This window comes from Rossellomorea vietnamensis NBRC 101237, from assembly GCF_001591825.1.
In the GTDB taxonomy this organism is placed as follows: Bacteria; Bacillota; Bacilli; order Bacillales; family Bacillaceae_B; genus Rossellomorea; species Rossellomorea vietnamensis.
In genome coordinates this window covers 1-17,525 of record NZ_BCVQ01000066.1, presented here as the reverse complement: position 1 = coordinate 17,525, position 17,525 = coordinate 1, and the positions used below count along the sequence as shown (strand labels likewise).

Genomic DNA, 17,525 nt, shown 5'->3' with positions numbered 1-17,525 from the left:
CACCTGGAGCGGAAATCAACCATTACTCCCTATATTAAATGGATCAATCCGAATGATTGTTCGGATATCCTTTTAACTAAACACTTTTGTCCCTGCCTGTATTTCCTATGAAATAACAAGATTCTCTTGTATAAATAATGCTCATAAAATAAAATCAAATAAGAAAATTCTTTCTCTTTTAGGAAAAGGGGGATAACGAATGCTTACTTCTACACAATTTCAAGATATAAAGGATCTTCAGGATGTCTGCGAGGATTTTGAAGAGATAAACTTAAAATTGAATTGGGAAATGCTAAAAAAAAGAAAGAACGATCAAGATGATTTCCTTCTATATAAGGAGGGCCGTCTGGTCGGATTTTTAGGAATATACGGATTTGGTGATTCCTACGAAATATGTGGTATGATCCATCCTCATTTCCGTCGTCAGCACCTGTTCCAGGAACTGTTTCAAAAAGCACTGCACTCTTTAAAATCCCGACCGGTCAACACGCTCTTACTCAATATTCCGGGATCTTCGACGTCTGGAAAAGGGTTTATATCACATACGGATGCTGTCTATGATTTCACGGAATATGAAATGAAATGGAATAAAAAAGAGTTGGTCATAGATTCTGTTTCTGTCGGGATCAAAACAGCGGATGAACAAGATATCGAAACCATCATCGACCTTGATGAAACCTGTTTCGGGATTGTCAGAAGTGATGCTGAATCCTATACCAAGAGGCTATTCGAAGAGTCCAGGGAAGGAAATCTTATGATCATCCATGATGAAAAAGTGGTCGGCAAGATAAGGGTTCAACGTGCGGACAATAAAAGTTTCATTTATGGGTTTGCCGTCTTCCCATCTTTTCAAGGAAAGGGAATCGGCAGAAAAGCATTGTCACAGGTCGTGATGCAGGAATCCAAGTGGACCGATGATATATACCTTGATGTGGCTGCAGCGAACAGCAAGGCACTGAATCTCTATGAATCAAGTGGTTTCCAAACCTTTTATAGTCAAGAGTATTATCAATATCCCATTAAATAATGAAAAAAAAGCACAGTTCAGCCACTGTGCTTTTACTTTTTATTTATAAAATATGTGCTCGATCTTCCAGGTGTCTCCGATTGTCAATACACCGTGGGAATAATATGGTAGCTTCCGTTTATCGGTGGGAGAGCCTGGGTTGAACAAGAAGACTCCTTTCATAAAGCGGGAATAGGGTATGTGGGAGTGACCGAAGATGATTACATCCACATCCATATCGTCAAAGGCTTCCAGAGCCCTTTTTTCAGTGGTCTTCCCCTTTCCGTCCCCATGCGTTATACCGATCTTCATGCCCTTTCTTTCTATGATCCTTCTTTTCGGGAGAAGGGATTGAAGTTCAGGGTCATCGACATTTCCAGCAACGGCAATCAATTCCCCGTACCCCATGAATTCCATATATACATCATGGGTCCCGAAATCCCCCCCATGAATGATGAGATCACTCTCCATAAGATCTTTCTGAAGGATGGGAGGGAGTCCCCTTCCTTTTCCCGGCATATGAGTGTCAGAAACAATGACGATTTTCATTTCATTCTCCTTTGGATTTTCCATTCAGCTTTTCCCTTTCTATATCGATCCATTCCAAATCAATCCGCTTGAACAATGGTAAAGCATTTTCTATTGCCAGCTTCAAGGGGAGGGATACACTTTCCCATAGTGGTTGATGGGTCATCCCCAACTGCTCCCCGACCTTTGAAGCTGTAAAAGGTATAAAAGGCTCGAGAATGCTTCTAAGATTACTGATGAAATAAAGGAATTCCTCAAGTACCCTTTTTCCTTCTTCCCTGTTTTCTTTCACTATTACCCATGGCTTCTGTTCATCAAAACGTTTATTACACCACCTTATGAATTCAAATACTTCTTCAAGCCCCTGTCTCGTACTTCCTGATTCAATCCAGTGACCGACGGATGAGAATACCTCTTCGACTTTTTGATGGACCCTCTCATCTACTTTGGTTACAGTCAGGTTGTCACCGAATTCTTTCTTATAGAATTTCACTGTACGTTGAACAAGATTTCCGAAAGCACCGAGAAGTTCACTGTTATGGCTATAAATAAATTCTCTCCATGAAAAGTCTGCATCTCTCTTCTCGGGTGCATTGATCGTCAGAAAATAACGAATCGTATCAGGATGGTAATCACTGAGAAGATCCTTTACCCAGACAGCCCAATTCTGGCTCGTCGATATTTTCCTTTTCTCCAATGTCAGATACTCATTTGAGACAATGTGACCCGGTAAATGGGTTTCTTCATTCATCCCCAGAAGGACGGCTGGCCAGATGATCGTATGAAATGGAATATTATCTTTTCCATGTACATAATAAGAGAGTGTATCTTTAGCCCAAAACTCTTTCAGGCTTTCATTCCCCTCTCCGGCCCATTTCTTTGATGCACTCAAATATCCACACACCGCTTCGATCCACACATAAATCTTCTTATCTCGGAATCCCTCAATCGGAACCTCCACCCCATTTTCCAAATCTCTTGTAACCGGGCGGTCCTTCAATCCTTCTTTAAGGTAGCGCCTTGTAAGCTGGACGGCATTATCCCTCCACTTTCCTTTCTGTTCCTTTATCAGCCTCTCTAATGGTTGCTGGAATTTAGAAAGGGCAAAGTATAAATGGGTGGTCGTTTTCAGGACCGGTTCCTCACCGCAAATTTTACAAATTCCATTCAATAAGTCTGTTGGATCCAGTACGGTCGAACAATGATCGCATTGATCTCCCCTCGCCTTCGCACCGCAGACCGGACAGGTTCCTTCCACGAACCGGTCAGGCAAGAACCGCTGATCATGAACACAGTACACTTGCTCTATTTCCTTTTCATAAAGCCACCCATTTTCATAAAGGAGGGTGAAGATCCTTTGTACCTCCTCATGATGATGAGGGTGATCCGTCCTTGTGTACTCATCATAGCTGAATCCCAGGGATTGAAAGGAGCGGACAAACTCCTCATGGTAGCGATTTGCCACTTCTTCAACCTTTATCCCAACTTGCGCCGCCCGAATCCCGATCGGGGTGCCGTTGCAGTCGCTCCCTGAAACATACAGAACCCTTTCCCCTTTCAAACGGTAATAACGGGCAATGATATCACCCGGCAGCAATGCAGCGATGTGTCCCAAATGCAGGGAGCCATTGGCGTATGGCCAAGCCCCTCCTATAAAAACAGTCATAATGTTTTCCTCCTCGATATAAATAAAAACCCCTCGTCCTGCGGATATCGAAAGACATCCAAGGACGAGGGGTTAAGCTCGTGGTACCACCTTAGTTTATAGCTTGCTCACGCAAGACTACCTCAACAAGTACGGAGCAAGATAAGCCCTTATACCGTGGCAGTGATAACGGACGCCCAACCCCGTTCTACCCTACACCCCATTGGTTCGAGTAGAATGCTCCGAGACCATTTTCCATAGGGAATCTCCCTGCTTCTTTTCAGCTTCCGAAGCTCTCTGATAAGGGGCTTTCACTATGTACTCTTCTCATCAACGCAAATTAGATTTGATTATATTATGCCACTTTTTCAAAAAATTGCAACATTCCCGTCAAGGTTTTACTTCACAGGTTTCGTGGAAAATTGAAAAATAGAACGTTCATTTTAAAATAAAGGAAATGAGGTGATGCCCTGTTGTTTACGCTACAGAAACAATTTAAGCGTCCGAAAGGAATCCTGGGCTGGGTTGTGGGGAAAGTAATGGAGTTTGATAATCGGAAGATCAACAATTGGTCCATCAAACAACTGTCCATCGAAAATGGCGATCGTGTTCTTGAAGTGGGATATGGGCCGGGATATTGTATTAAGCAAATTTCCAATCGATTCCCTGATACCTTTGTGGACGGGGTCGATCTTTCTGAAACAATGAAAGAAGCGGCTGAAAACAAGAATCAAAAAGCTATCGAGAAAGGCAGGGTTCGCCTGTTTGTTCAGGATATCAGTCAATTCGACTTAAACGATGCTCAATACGATCGAATCTTTTCCGTTAATAATTACCCTTTATGGAATGATCAGAAGCAGGCACTCAGCCATTTATACAAGATGCTAAAAACCGGTGGCACCCTCCTTATTACCGTTCAGCCCCGGGGAGATGAAGAGCGGGACAGCAAAGCCCGACGTTATGGTGAAGAAATTTCACAGGCTCTACAGGAAACCGGCTTTAAACATATTTCACTATCCTATAAAGATGTTAGCCCGGCACTGACTGTCTCCATAAAAGGTGTAAAATAATTCATCATATCAAGGAAACAGCCGACCCTTTTAGGATCGGCTGTAGATATATGAATTCACGAGTGAAAAGCTCCTGTCTTTGATGCTCCGATTAACTCCCTGATTTCATCAAATGAGTCTTTTTGAATAAGGTCTATAATTTTACTTCCGACCACTACCCCATCACAGCTTTCACTCATACTGCGGACATGTTCGGGGCTCGATATCCCAAATCCCGCCAGAACCGGAACCGGACTGTTGCTCTTAAGCTTGTTTAAATGACGGGATATATTCTCGGCAAACCCCTCTCTTGTTCCAGTGATTCCATTAATCGTTACGGCATAGAGGAAACCTTCTGTCACAGAGGCTAATTTCTTCACTCTTTCCAAAGGGCTGGTGAGGGTTGCCAATTGGATGATGGCTATTTCTTTTTCCTTCGAAGGCTGCTTAACCAAATCGTAATGCTCCAGTGGCAGATCAGGAATGATCACTCCATCTACACCAGCCTTTTTACAATCGTCGAAGAATCGTTCTACACCATATTTGTAAATCGGATTGATATACGTCATAAATATCAGGGGAATTCCAACTTCTTCCCTTCCCTCCATCAATACGTCGAACACACTTTGAAGTGTTGTCCCCTTCTCCAATGCTCTTTTACCCGCTTCTTGGATCGTCGGTCCATCGGCAACGGGATCAGAGAACGGAATACCAACTTCAATGGCCGTCGCCCCACCTTCTTCAAGTTTCTTTAAAGTTGTTATCAATGTGTCTATGCCACCGTCTCCCGCCATTATATAGGGAATGAACAATTTATTCCCACGCTTTAATTCTGCTTCAAGGCTGCTCTCCAGAAATTTTTTACCCATGCTGACTACCTCCCAATAACTCTTTTACTTGTTCAACATCTTTATCTCCTCTTCCGGATAGACATATGACGATGGATTGATCCTTTGTCATGCCTTCAGCAAGCTTCACCGCATAAGCTACGGCATGGGAGCTTTCGAGTGCAGGAATGATCCCTTCCGTCTGTGATAATTGTTTGAAGGCGTCCAGCGCTTCACCGTCAGAAATGGAAGCATAGCGGACTCTGTCAATCTCTTTTAAATAGCTGTGCTCTGGCCCGACACCTGGGTAGTCAAGTCCTGCAGAAATGGAATGGGCTTCCTGTACCTGCCCTTCTTCATTCTGTAGGAGATACATCATGCTACCATGAAGGATTCCAACAGATCCTTTCGTTAAGGTGGCGGCATGCTTATCTGTTTCAATACCGCTTCCGGCTGCTTCGACACCGTATAAGTCCACTTCTTTGTCTTCAATAAACGGGTGGAACATTCCAATGGCGTTGCTTCCTCCTCCGACACATGCCACGATGGCATTTGGAAGACATTTTTCTTTTTCAAAGAATTGTTTTTTCGTTTCTTTTCCAATGATACTTTGGAAGTCCCGGACCATCTTTGGAAATGGGTGTGGACCTAAAACGGACCCCATTATATAGTGAGTGTCTTCAACATTGGCTACCCAGTAACGCAGCGCTTCATTCACGGCATCCTTCAATGTGGCACTTCCCTGGGTGACGCTGATTACCTTTGCACCCAGCAACTCCATCCTGAATACATTCAGCTTCTGCCTGCGGATATCTTCCGCACCCATGAAAATGACACAATCAAGGTTTAATAGGGCACATACGGTGGCGGTTGCGACCCCATGTTGACCAGCTCCCGTTTCTGCTACGACTTTTCTTTTCCCCATCCGTTCAGCAAGAAGGGCCTGACCGATCGTGTTGTTGATTTTATGGGCACCTGTGTGATTCAAATCTTCCCGCTTCAGATAGATTTTAGCTCCCCCTACCTGCCTGCTGAGGTTTTCTGCAAAGTAGAGAGGATTCTCTCTTCCTACATAGTCCTTCAAGTAACTTTGCAGCTTTTCTTGAAAACGTACATCATTGATTGCTTCATCGTAAGCGGACTCGAGTTCCTGAACGGCTTTCATCAATGACTCAGGAACGAACCTTCCACCGAATTGACCGAATAGGCCTTTATGATCTGGTTGTGCATATAACATTCTTCTTCCTCCATTCACTGTTTTCATTTTATACAAGTACTGATTTCGCTTCCCTAATAAATGCTTCCATCTTTAACCGGTCCTTCTTCCCATCCGTCTCAACCCCACTCGAGACATCCACCATGTAGGGACGGACCTTTGTGATGGCTTCCCTGACATTGTCCGGATTTAATCCTCCTGCAAGAATCAGCTGCTGAGGAATGTTGATGGAATGTGCATAATCCCAATTGAATGTGGTGCCATTGCCACCACGATGGGGTCCCTTTCCGCTATCCAACAAAACCATCTCTCCCGGAAATTCATCGATACCTTCTATATCATTTCTTTCCTTCACCGAAATCGCCTTGATAAAAGGGAGATTGAGAGTTTCACAGAATTCCACTGATTCATCCCCGTGCAGCTGAACATAATCGAGCTGAACGAGATGAAAGATTTCTTCCATTCTTTCTACTGATTCATTTACAAACACACCGATTTTCAATAGATCTGGAGAAACGGATTTGCTGATCTCGGCCGCTTTCTCAACATCGACTTTCCTTTTACTCTCGGCAAACACGAACCCTATCGCATCGGCTCCCGCTTCCAGTGCCCACTCGGCTTCTACTTGTCTTCTGATGCCGCAGACCTTGACTTTCGTCATTTCTTCTCACCTTTTTCAACCTTGAGAGCGGAGAGGGTAGCGGCGGGATCTGTACTTCTCATTAACGTTTCCCCGACGAGGATCCCTTGTGCCCCTGCATCTTTCACTCTCCTTGAATCCGACTCATCTCTGATCCCACTTTCACTAATAAGTACGACGTCCCTTCCCTTCACCATCGATGCCAGTGTTTCAGTGATCAATAGATCCACTTCAAAGGTTTTCAGGTTCCGATTATTCACCCCGATTATAGTGGCACCGAGTTCTAAGGCGTCCATCATTTCTTCCTCCTTGTGAACTTCTACAAGAACCTCCAGTCCAAGATTTGATGCATAAGAATATAATTCCCTAAGTCTGGTGAAATCCAGTGCAGCCACAATTAGAAGAATCACATTCGCCCCTGCATCCCTGGCACGATCGATTTGGATTTCATCGATGATAAAGTCCTTACACAGAATCGGGATCGATACGGATCTTCGAACATTCGCAAGATCCCCCATCCTCCCCTTGAAAAATGGTGTATCCGTCAGAACAGATATGGCGCATGCTCCAGCTTCTTCATAGATAGCGGCCTGTAATTCCGGATCGACTTCTGTCCGGATATCGCCTTTTGATGGTGATGCCCGCTTGATTTCAGCTATGACTTGTAGGGAGGAAGCCGATTTAAGCGTTTCGTATAGTGATGCGGTCGGAATGCTTTGATTATGAAAGGATTGATATCCGGATTGTTTTAAGTTGGTCACTTCTTCTTTCTTCTTTTCAATGATGGTTTCTAAAATGGTTGCCACTCAAATCACCTGCTTTCGTCGTTGTCGGCTATAGTGTACAAGGGATGAGAGCGCGTCATTTGCCCGTCCGCTTTCTATACTTTCCCTTGCCAGTTTCACTCCTTCTGCAAAGGTCGAAGCTTTACCATGAGCAACTAAGGCGATTCCTGCGTTGAATAGGACCGTATCCGTATAGGCTCCTTCTTTCCCTTGTAAGACGTCCTGTAAGATGCGGGCATTGTCCCGTGCATCTCCTCCTTTTATCTCTTCAAGGGTATAAGATGGGAGCCCGACCTCGTCCCCTGATAATGTAAATGAGCTGATTTCACCATTCTCCATAAGGACAAGATGATTTTCACCCGCAAGTGACGCTTCATCCATGTAGTCCGCCCCATTCAAAACGATTGCCCGCTTTCTTCCCAATTCACGTAAGACACGTGCCATCGTTTCCAGCTTATCTCTTCTGTACACCCCGACCAGCTGGGTTTCCAATTGAACGGGATTGGTTAGTGGACCAATCAGATTAAAGATGGTCGGGATTTTCAATTCTTTCCGTACCTTCATGATTTTTTTCAGCCCCGAATGAATATGAGGGGCATAGAGGAAGGCGATATTGGTTTCATTCAGGAGATTTTCTACTTCATCTGCCTGAAAGTCCAATGAGATGCCCAGATGTTCCAACACATCTGCACTACCGGTCCTGCTTGATATGCTCCGATTTCCGTGCTTTGCGACTTTGACGCCTGCCCCTGCCAATACAAATGCGCTTGTTGTACTGATATTAAAGCTCTGCGATCCATCCCCACCTGTCCCGCAGTTATCCAATACATCCTTTACGGTGCTGGTTACGGGTAATGCCTTCTCTCGGAGCACTTCAACCAGGGCTGTCATTTCCCCCACTGTTTCCCCCTTCATTTTCAACAGGGTCAAGAAACAGGCTATTTGACTTTCGGTCGTGTCTTCCTTGAATAATTCCTGAACGGCTCCCCTCATCTCATCTTTTTCTAATGAATGACCATCAGACAGCTTTTGTAGATATCTTTTCACGGTTATTCCCCTTTCTCATCTCGTCTAAAAAGTTTTGAATGATCTTCTTCCCTGTTTTCGTCCCGATGGACTCTGGATGGAATTGAACCCCAAACAAAGGAGATCTCATATGCTTGATGGCCATGATTTCCCCGTCATCCATGGAAAGGGCAACTGTCTCCAGTGGTTCTGGCAGAGTCCCTTTTTTGATGACCAGTGAATGGTACCTCATCACTTCCAACGGCTGTGGCAAATATTCAAATATCCCTTCACCACTATGTTTGATAAGTGAGGTCTTTCCATGCATGACCCTTTCAGCTATTTCAATGGTTGCCCCAAAGGCTGCCCCGATTGCCTGATGACCGAGACAAACGCCGAGAATCGGCACACTAGCGTGAAGATTCTGTATAATCGAGGTGCAAATACCCGCATTTTCAGGCTTACCTGGTCCAGGAGAAAGAATGATCCCTGAAGGATCCAGTTTTTTTATTTCTTCTAATGAAATCGCATCATTCCGTCTGACCACTACCCTTTCACCAAGTTCTTCAATATATTGATACAGGTTATACGTAAACGAATCATAGTTATCAATGAGTAGAATCATCCCGTCACCTCCAATAATGATTTCGCTTTATTCAGCGTTTCTTCATACTCAGATTCCGGATCTGAATCATACACGATGCCTGCCCCTGCTTGAACACTGGCAACACCATCTTTCACGACCATTGTTCGGATCGCCAGGGCAAAGTCCAGATTGCCGTTGACCCCGATATATCCGACAGCACCTGAGTATACTCCACGTTTTGTCGTTTCAAGATCATTGATGATCTGCATGGCCCTGATCTTTGGTGCTCCGCTCACTGTTCCAGCAGGCAAACAGCCTGTTAATGCTTCAAGGGGGGGTACTTCTTCCTTCAATTTCCCCTTCACCTCTGAAACGATGTGCATCACATATTTGTACCTCTCAATGGTTAAGTACTTGGTTAGTCGGATGGATCCGATTTCACAAATCCTTCCGAGATCATTCCTGCCTAAGTCCACAAGCATTCGATGCTCAGCCATTTCCTTTTCATCCGATAGCAGCTCCCTCTCAAGCTTTCCATCTTCTTCATCGGTATTCCCTCTGCGCCTTGTACCTGCAATGGGATTCGTTGTGATCTGACTGCCCTGTACCTTCAACATGCTTTCTGGGGAGGCCCCCAATACGACGTACTCTTCAAAGTCGATGAAGAACATATAGGGTGACGGATTGGATTGCCTCAAGCCTCTATAGAATGTAAAAGGATCTCCGGAAAAGGATGCCTGCAGTCTTTGGGAAAGCACCACTTGAAAGATTTCTCCTTCCTGAATCGACTGCTTCGCTCTTTCCACTCTTTTCATATATTCATCTTTTGACGTTCGAGCATGAAAGGAAAGACGATCCAGTTTTTCTTTGTTTGTGTCCAAATACACATTTGTCAGCTCTTCTTCGGTTTCTTTCACTTTTTCCTGTAGATCCACTCCCATTTCTTCTGTCCATTCATTCATGACAATGATGTATACTTTATGCTCAAGGTGATCAAAGACAATGACTTTTTCATAGAACATGAGATGAATGTCCGGCATCTCCAATTCGTCATCGGGGGTGATGCCGATTTCCTCGTAATGTCTGATCACATCATATCCTACATATCCAACCCCTCCACCTGTAAAAGGAAAGGGTGCATCTTCTAAAGGAACGTGGGGAATAAGGGTTTGAATCATCTCGACGGGGTCCCCTGTTCGTTCCTCTACTCGATCAGTAGACGTTTTTATAATTTGTACGGTATCCCCATATGCTTTACATTCCATGAACGGATCGCTTCCAACAAAAGAATAGCGACCGGATTGTTCGTGTTTCAGCGAACTCTCCAATAAAAATTTCTTCTTCCCCTTTAGGGATTGAAAGAGTGATATTGGTGTGAACATATCACCATTCAATTCTTTCACGACATAGTTCAAATCTTGGTGCTTCATCATTGATATCCTCCCATTCGCTTTCACCTTTTAAAAAGTCCATAAAAAAAGTCCCCTATGAACAGAAATACTGTTCATAGAGGACGATGCTGACCGCGGTGCCACCTCTATTGGGATATACTTATACCCCCTCTTGGTTCAAGTACGGGGTTAATCACCCGATACTCTATCCTTTTAACGGTGGAAATCCGTACGACCCTACTTCATTCAGATCATCTCTCATAAGTCCATTCCAGACAAGCTATCATGCTAAGGTCTCACTGTCCTTAACTCCCTGTTATGCATCACTTGAATGTACTCCTCTTATTCAACGATTTATCAATATAAAAGAATAAAAAAAAGCATCCCAATCCTTATCTTATAAAAAGAAAGGACGGGATACCCGTGGTGCCACCTTTGTTGACTGCTTCAACAGTCCACTCAATCGTATCGGAGCAAAATGCTCTAATACGCGTCTTTTGTAACGATAAGACATTCGCCAAAGCCTACTTCCCTAAGGTTTCGGTTTGGAAGCTCGGAAGTCCATTCCCTAGTACCGATCACACTGGTTCACACCAACCACCAGCTCTCTTAAGTGTCGATTATAGGTACTCCTCTTCGTCAAAGCCATTCGCTCATTTAATTGATTGTTTATTATACTAATCGCTTTTTCTCACGATGTCAACCATTTAATTCATATTCTATTCCAACTTGTGCTGATTGGTTCACACAATGGTGATCATCATGGAATCACAGACTGGTTTATAACCGATATCCATATAGATTTTGTTCGATGTAGGATTATCCAGGTCCGTGTAGAGGGAACAAAAGGAGTGTTCATGCAGTAACAGACGGCTCAGTTCTGCTACAACAGAAGAGGCGTATCCCTTCTTCCTGAATTCGGTTGGGGTATAGACAAAATTTACGGTAATCCCGTTTTCTGTTCTTCTTGCCCCCCTTGCCATGGAAACAGGCTGTCCGGCCACTTCCCAAAAGAACACATAACGTTCATTATGAATCATATCTTTCGCCCTTTTGAGCGCTTCATCACCCGATAAAGTTATGACTTCTGTATCTGCGACAAATTCGCTGATCCACTTGGACAGGAGCCCCTCTTGACCTGAACGAACCGGGACCATTTCCCCTTCACTCAACTGGATATCATTCACTTCATTCAATTGATACACACGTTGGTTCATACGGATGGTGAAACCCTTCCCCGTAGCGTGACACCATGCATGGGTCAGTTGAAGTGCGGTTTCTTTCTCAGCAACAAAACCGGGGATCGTGATCCCGGAATCCTCACAAAACGTATTGAGCCGTTCGGCTATTGCCTGGATGTCATCCTTCCCTACTTTCAGGGTAACGACAAGATAATGAGGAGGAGTCATGATGAATGATCCCACTGCCTTGTCATCCTCATTTTCCACCAAAAGCAGAAGTGGATCTCTATATTTGTCACTTGTTTTCATGGTATTCAATAGTCCCAACGGCAGATTATTCGCTGCCTCATCCTCCATAAGGAGAGAATGAACCTTATCATGGAAGGCTATTGGGTCTTCATACTGTGTCAGCTTATACATATTATCACCCCATCACAACATTCTACATATGAGATCCTGATTCCTGCTTTATATGGGAAGCTTATACCCTGTGATAGAGTGAAAGACATGATACCCACTGACAGACACCCCGATGGTCCCCGCACCTGGGAAGACAGAATCTCCACACATCCAGACATTCTCAAGTGGAGTCCTGTGCGATAGACTGTTGAAGAGAGCGTGATCATTGGTTTGTGGGAATCCCCCTACAATCCCGCCGGGCCGCCCTGTATATCGTTCCCACGCCTTTGGAGCACCCGGGTAGAATTCTATCAGACTACTTCTAATGGTGGGTATGACCATCTCTATTGAATCCAGCATCTTCTCTTTAAGATTCTCCTTGTACCAATCATATTTTTCTCTTGAGTCCCAATTCTCTAATTTTGTATGGGTTGATACCGTCATAGTACGGAATCCTTCCGGCGCGCGCTGCCGGTCATCCGGATGGGATAATGATAAGAACAGATGGTCTCCTTCCGTCATATTACCACTGTTGCTTGTGCAAATTTGCGTAAACAGGGGGAGAGTATTCAGAAGTGATTCTTCTTTCAATAACATATAAAGGGTCATGGTCCCCCACACAGGCTCTCTTTCTTTTCCTTTCAAATAGGTTTTAATCATTGGTGCATATTCGTCAGGGAATAGATTCTTGAGTGACTTGACAGGAACGTTGCATATGACATGATTGGCATGATATTCATTCCCTCTATGATCAGAGACGATCCACTCCTGAAGATGCTCATCACGTGTAATGCTTACCACTTTCCTCCCCAGGGTCGCTTTAACCCCACGCGATACCGATGCATCGACCAGACATTCGGCTATGCGATATAAGCCACCTTCAAGGTAGAAGGCCCCCTCATGATACATATCAAGTGCCAGGCATCCTATCAGTAACGAACATTGGTCGCTCTCCACCTGCATACTGTCGATCAGCTGTCCATCAATAAAATGTTTGAAGGATGTGTGGACATGCAGGTCATGTTTTTTCAGCAGATCGAGCATGGTCTTTTGAAAGCCTGGCAGAAGGGTCAGTGAACCCAGATTCAGGCTCATAATGAGCTCCTTCCACTCTCTTAGCGTCCTCGGCGGAAGGATGGGCAGGGAATCCACGAGTCTCCGTATTTTTTTTGCGATCCTGTACAAATCCTTGAAGTAACAGGCAATTTTATCTGCACGATCAGGAAACGCTTTCATCAACCCATTTACATGCGATTTCCGATTCTGATGGAAAGTTAAGCTAACCTCCGGAAGATGAACGTCCATTACCCGCTCAAGGAGTTGAGTCGACGGCAACTCAATGCCGAGGTACTGGAAGATGCGTTGATGAATACCCCCAGTTTCGAAACCCATTCCAAGAGTCGCCCCGACTGGAAATAACGCTTCTCCCCGTTGGAACTTCCCGGCACAGCCTCCCCATTCCCTTGAAGCTTCAAGGACATGTACATGATACCCGGCACTTCCAAGGAGGGCAGCAGCAGTGAGCCCCCCGATCCCTCCTCCGACCACGACTACAGAATGTTCCATATTCCTTCACCCAATCTGTCATTTATTACTATTCAATGTACTGTATTGCATTAGAAAAGACAAAAATGGATGGGTTACTTAAACCCATCCATCCGAAGTTTCGATTGAGTAGCTAAAGAAGCCAGTACATACATGAAAAAGGAAATGATAATAGGAAAGATGACCGTATTCATATCTAGATAGTTTGGTGCAAAACTATGAAATAAAATATACGCCATCAACCCTGAAACCATGGAAGCAAGCGCACCAGCACTATTTCCCTTTTTCCAGTACAGTCCGAGTACAATTGGCCAGATAAAGACTGCTTCAAGACCTCCAAAAGAAAATAAATTAAGCCAGATAATCAATTCAGGCGGGCTTAATGCCATAAGAAAAACCAATATACCTGTAATACTCGTCACCCAGAAGCTGATCGTCTTGATCTGCTTTTCTTTTGCATCTTTATTGATGAAATTCATATAAACATCTTTCACGATGGCCGATGATACAATCAACAGCAACGAATCCACCGTCGACATGATGGCTGCCATGGGAGCTGCCAGAACAATCCCAGCAAGCCACGGAGGAAGTACCTCAAGCGCAAGGAGAGGCATGACTTTGTCCGCCACTTCGATTCCCGGCAGGACGACTCTTGCCAGAACGCCGATAAGATGCATGCCAAGCATGATCGAACCCACGACAATCGTGCCGATAATCAGTGCCCTGTGCAGAGAACGGGAATTTTTATAGCTCATGGCCCTTACGGCTACTTGTGGAAGCCCAACAACCCCCACTCCCACTAAGATCCAGAAAGACGAAATATACTTTGCACTCAATTCACCGTTCGGTCCATGAGGACTTAGTAAATTCGGATTTTCAGCCTGCAATTCCATCATGATCTTTTCCATTCCTCCACCTGCCATGATAGTAGCAATCAGCAGGATCAATGTCCCTCCAAGCATGACAACTCCCTGGATCGCATCTGTGATGGCCACGGCGCGGAAACCGCCGATCGTCACATACACCAGGACGGAGATGGCAAACAGGAACAGAGCGGTTTCATAGCTCAATCCCGTCAAAGATTCGATTAAACGTGCCCCTCCTACCCACTGGGCTATCATGGCAGAAAATAAGAACAAGATGATACTGATGGCCGAAAGGACCGTTATCTTATTGCTTCCATATCTCCCCTGTAAATAATCGATCAATGTAACGGCTTTATACTTCCTTGACATTATGGCAAACTTCTTACCGAGTATAAGCAGAACAAAATATCCTGTCACAACCTGGCTCATGGCAAGGAGCACCCACGATAGCCCATATGTATATGCAGCACCCGGACCACCGATGAAGCTGCTGGCACTGCCGTATGTAGCAATCATCGTCATGGCGAGGATAAATCCTCCGAGTTGTCGGCTGCCGAGGAAATATTCCTGCACAAATGAATCTGATCTGCTTACAGTTCTAGCGGTATAAATCCCTACTATGAAAATCAAAATCAAAAAGGCAAATAAGGGAATCATTGCCATATTATTCATGACCATCCTCCTCATCACCAAACGGAATATCTGTCAGAAAGTATTTCACCACAATGATCACTAAAAATACCATAAGAAGAAATCCCACAATACAGCTATAGAAGAACCATGCCGGCATCCCTAAGATCCAATCGTACTCCGATACAGGCTGTCCGCCGAGTCCAAATGCAAATCCATACCACCACAAAAAATTTATGAGAACGAGTGCAACACCAATTAATGCTTCGTGGTTGGCGATCCGAAACCGTCTGTCATCCTTATGATTCACTTTCTATTATCCCTCCCCGTAAATAAACATCCTTTAACAATTTACGACATGATGATATGAAATGCAAGAAAAAGCCAGGCCTGAAGCATTGCTCCAGGCCTGGCTCTTTGAACTAATAAAAGGGGGTAATCATGAACCATTCTCTCTATCTGAAAGAGGGGGAACTCTTTTGTTTAATGAGAATGATTTTCAATATCATTGTAATCCCTCCAAAAATAAAAGTCAACACAAAAGTTAATGTCCCTAAAGGAAAAATTTGGTGAACAAAAATAAGAATTGTGGTAAAATTCTAAAATGTACTCACATGTTTATAAGAGAGAGAATGAGGGGGAATGAATGTGAGAGCAAAATTAAAAACATTTGGAATACCAATCGTCTTCATTTTATTACTGATTGGTGCACTTTTCTTTCACCAGCTTCTGAACGTCAAACAACAGCCGGATCCCGATTGGAGCAGATCCATCCCTTTGGGCTATACGTCTGAGGAACGTCCGCTTGTCTTCTATAACGGGGAGGGATTATTCTTAGCAAGCAATGGAAAGGTAGATCAATTTTCGTTCGATGAATCACTTAATCCAAATAAAGAAGGTTCATTGAATATAAGCGTGACAAGGGGCAAGCCTTTTTGGACGGATGGAAATAAGATCATACAAGTGAAGAGTGATCAGCTCATTTCATCCGATGGCACCGGAGACAAGACCATCGATGATAACGTAACGGGAATCAGCACTTCATCAAACACAATCTATTACTGGAAACAAGAAGTCCTGTACTCTCTTTCTCCAGCTGATCTTTCCAGCAAGGAAGTTTACAGATTCCCTGATGAAGTCCTTGATGCCTATGTCGAAAACGACGGAAGTGCCGTAGTACAAATAAAGCAGGATGATACACATGCCCATCTTTACTATTTAGATGAAGAATTACAATTGGTGAAGCAGCCGTTTGCCGTGGTCAAAACAGCGACGAATCATCATATTAACGGGTTATCCTTCATAAAAGAAAACAATCAATTAACACTATTGTACAATGAAGAAATGCGTGCACAAGGTACATTGTCCTATAAGATATGGAAATTGGAAACACCCATGAGCGATATAGGAACGTCGATCATAAAGCCTGCCCAGGTTGCATTTACAAATGACCAATCAGGCTTCAAATTGGAAAGTCCGAGGTCCGTGCAGTTTGCAGACATCGATGGAAAGCGGTCGATCCTCTTCACATCCGAGAGCCACAAAGTAGGCGGACAAAATACCATCAGTCTGTACGTTGCACCTTTCAGTGAATCCAATCAGTTTGTGGCTACTCCTATAAGTACAAGCAAGCACTTTACATATTCACCGCTTCAGATTTCCGATCAAGAAATCGCATGGCTTGATTATGGCGGTGATTATTATGAATTGTTCGGCGCCTCACAGGATGAAAAAGCCATTGTCAAAAGTACGGAATGGTCGAAACGAAGCGTAAAGGAAGCCTTGAACAACTCGGTGCTCATGCTGTTCAGCAGTTTGGTCACTATTTTGGTTTCGTTTTATTGGGTACTTCCTTCCCTGTTTGTCTTGATCCTTCTTTATATGTTCAAACCGAATATGTTTGAAAAAGAAGAAATCAACTGGGTGGAATATTCTTCGATCATTCTATTCATCCTTATGCCACTGACATTCATCAGTAAGGCGATGGGAGATTATTTCTATTTTTCTGCTCCCGGCTATCTCACCTTTACGGGAAGTGAGTATGTATTATTAGCGATAATCAGCATCCTTACTGCACTACTTTGGAAAGTTGGCAGAGATCCGGACTGGGGTACATTCGGAGGAGTATTTTATTTCATGGGAATCTATATTCTTCTATATGTCACTTCCATCGGTCCGTATATCTTTAATTTGTTTTAATACAAAAACGCTCAGGTCTCCTGAGCG

Annotated in this window: 16 protein-coding genes and 3 other annotated features; of the genes, 3 read left to right on the top strand and 13 right to left on the bottom strand. The window is 44.1% G+C overall.

Annotated features, from left to right (window positions below):
• Window positions 1-199 precede the first annotated feature (199 nt).
• Window positions 200-1,027: a GNAT family N-acetyltransferase gene (locus tag BVI01S_RS20300; protein WP_061811380.1), complete on the top strand. Its 828-nt coding sequence runs from the start codon at window positions 200-202 to the stop codon at window positions 1,025-1,027.
• Window positions 1,028-1,066: 39 nt separating this feature from the next.
• Here BVI01S_RS20300 and BVI01S_RS20295 read toward each other — a convergent pair whose 3' ends face one another.
• Both BVI01S_RS20295 and metG read right to left on the bottom strand, forming a co-directional pair.
• Entirely contained in the window at window positions 1,067-1,555 is a 489-nt protein-coding gene (locus BVI01S_RS20295) for a metallophosphoesterase family protein (protein ID WP_061811381.1), read from the bottom strand.
• Window position 1,556: 1 nt separating this feature from the next.
• Window positions 1,557-3,200, bottom strand: a complete 1,644-nt coding sequence (gene metG / locus BVI01S_RS20290; RefSeq protein ID WP_061811379.1) for a methionine--tRNA ligase — start codon at window positions 3,198-3,200, stop codon at window positions 1,557-1,559.
• 57 nt (window positions 3,201-3,257) lie between these two features.
• Window positions 3,258-3,522: a binding site (T-box leader), on the bottom strand.
• A 130-nt stretch (window positions 3,523-3,652) separates the two neighbouring features.
• Between metG and BVI01S_RS20285 the strand changes: the two genes are divergently transcribed.
• A complete protein-coding gene (locus BVI01S_RS20285) occupies window positions 3,653-4,249 on the top strand; it encodes a class I SAM-dependent DNA methyltransferase (RefSeq protein ID WP_061811378.1) in 597 nt (198 codons plus the stop codon).
• A 56-nt stretch (window positions 4,250-4,305) separates the two neighbouring features.
• Here BVI01S_RS20285 and trpA read toward each other — a convergent pair whose 3' ends face one another.
• The 11 genes from trpA to BVI01S_RS20230 form a co-directional block, all read right to left on the bottom strand.
• Entirely contained in the window at window positions 4,306-5,097 is a 792-nt protein-coding gene (trpA, locus tag BVI01S_RS20280; RefSeq protein ID WP_061811377.1) for a tryptophan synthase subunit alpha, read from the bottom strand.
• Window positions 5,090-6,292, bottom strand: coding sequence for a tryptophan synthase subunit beta (trpB, locus tag BVI01S_RS20275; RefSeq protein WP_061811376.1), 1,203 nt, complete (start codon window positions 6,290-6,292; stop codon window positions 5,090-5,092). Before trpB ends, trpA begins: the two co-directional genes overlap by 8 nt.
• 28 nt (window positions 6,293-6,320) lie before the next feature.
• On the bottom strand, window positions 6,321-6,932 hold the full coding sequence (locus BVI01S_RS20270; RefSeq protein ID WP_061811375.1) for a phosphoribosylanthranilate isomerase: 612 nt from the start codon (window positions 6,930-6,932) through the stop codon (window positions 6,321-6,323).
• Window positions 6,929-7,717 (bottom strand): indole-3-glycerol phosphate synthase TrpC, encoded by a 789-nt coding sequence (gene trpC / locus BVI01S_RS20265; RefSeq protein WP_061811374.1) that lies wholly within the window; start codon window positions 7,715-7,717, stop codon window positions 6,929-6,931. Before trpC ends, BVI01S_RS20270 begins: the two co-directional genes overlap by 4 nt.
• The gene (gene trpD, locus BVI01S_RS20260; protein ID WP_061811373.1) at window positions 7,718-8,743 is read right to left on the bottom strand and encodes an anthranilate phosphoribosyltransferase; all 1,026 of its coding nucleotides are present in this window, start codon (window positions 8,741-8,743) and stop codon (window positions 7,718-7,720) included.
• Window positions 8,715-9,326, bottom strand: coding sequence for an anthranilate synthase component II (locus tag BVI01S_RS20255; protein WP_034758755.1), 612 nt, complete (start codon window positions 9,324-9,326; stop codon window positions 8,715-8,717). The genes trpD and BVI01S_RS20255 overlap by 29 nt, the downstream gene beginning before the upstream one ends.
• Window positions 9,323-10,720 carry an anthranilate synthase component I gene (gene trpE / locus BVI01S_RS20250; RefSeq protein WP_061811372.1) on the bottom strand — a complete coding sequence of 466 codons (1,398 nt, stop codon included), beginning with the start codon at window positions 10,718-10,720 and terminating at the stop codon, window positions 9,323-9,325. The genes BVI01S_RS20255 and trpE overlap by 4 nt, the downstream gene beginning before the upstream one ends.
• A gap of 73 nt (window positions 10,721-10,793) precedes the next feature.
• Window positions 10,794-11,037, bottom strand: a binding site (T-box leader).
• Window positions 11,038-11,083: 46 nt separating this feature from the next.
• Window positions 11,084-11,330, bottom strand: a binding site (T-box leader).
• A gap of 91 nt (window positions 11,331-11,421) precedes the next feature.
• Window positions 11,422-12,279: a GNAT family N-acetyltransferase gene (locus BVI01S_RS20245; protein WP_061811371.1), complete on the bottom strand. Its 858-nt coding sequence runs from the start codon at window positions 12,277-12,279 to the stop codon at window positions 11,422-11,424.
• Window positions 12,280-12,327: 48 nt separating this feature from the next.
• Complete coding sequence (locus BVI01S_RS20240) at window positions 12,328-13,824, bottom strand: FAD-dependent oxidoreductase (protein ID WP_061811370.1); 1,497 nt, start codon at window positions 13,822-13,824, stop codon at window positions 12,328-12,330.
• Between the two features lie 74 nt (window positions 13,825-13,898).
• On the bottom strand, window positions 13,899-15,341 hold the full coding sequence (panF, locus tag BVI01S_RS20235; protein WP_034758745.1) for a sodium/pantothenate symporter: 1,443 nt from the start codon (window positions 15,339-15,341) through the stop codon (window positions 13,899-13,901).
• A complete protein-coding gene (locus BVI01S_RS20230) occupies window positions 15,334-15,609 on the bottom strand; it encodes a YhdT family protein (protein ID WP_034758742.1) in 276 nt (91 codons plus the stop codon). Before BVI01S_RS20230 ends, panF begins: the two co-directional genes overlap by 8 nt.
• A gap of 338 nt (window positions 15,610-15,947) precedes the next feature.
• On the opposite strand from BVI01S_RS20230, the gene BVI01S_RS20225 reads away from it, so the two are divergent.
• Window positions 15,948-17,498: a hypothetical protein gene (locus BVI01S_RS20225; RefSeq protein ID WP_061811369.1), complete on the top strand. Its 1,551-nt coding sequence runs from the start codon at window positions 15,948-15,950 to the stop codon at window positions 17,496-17,498.
• Window positions 17,499-17,525: the final 27 nt, after the last annotated feature.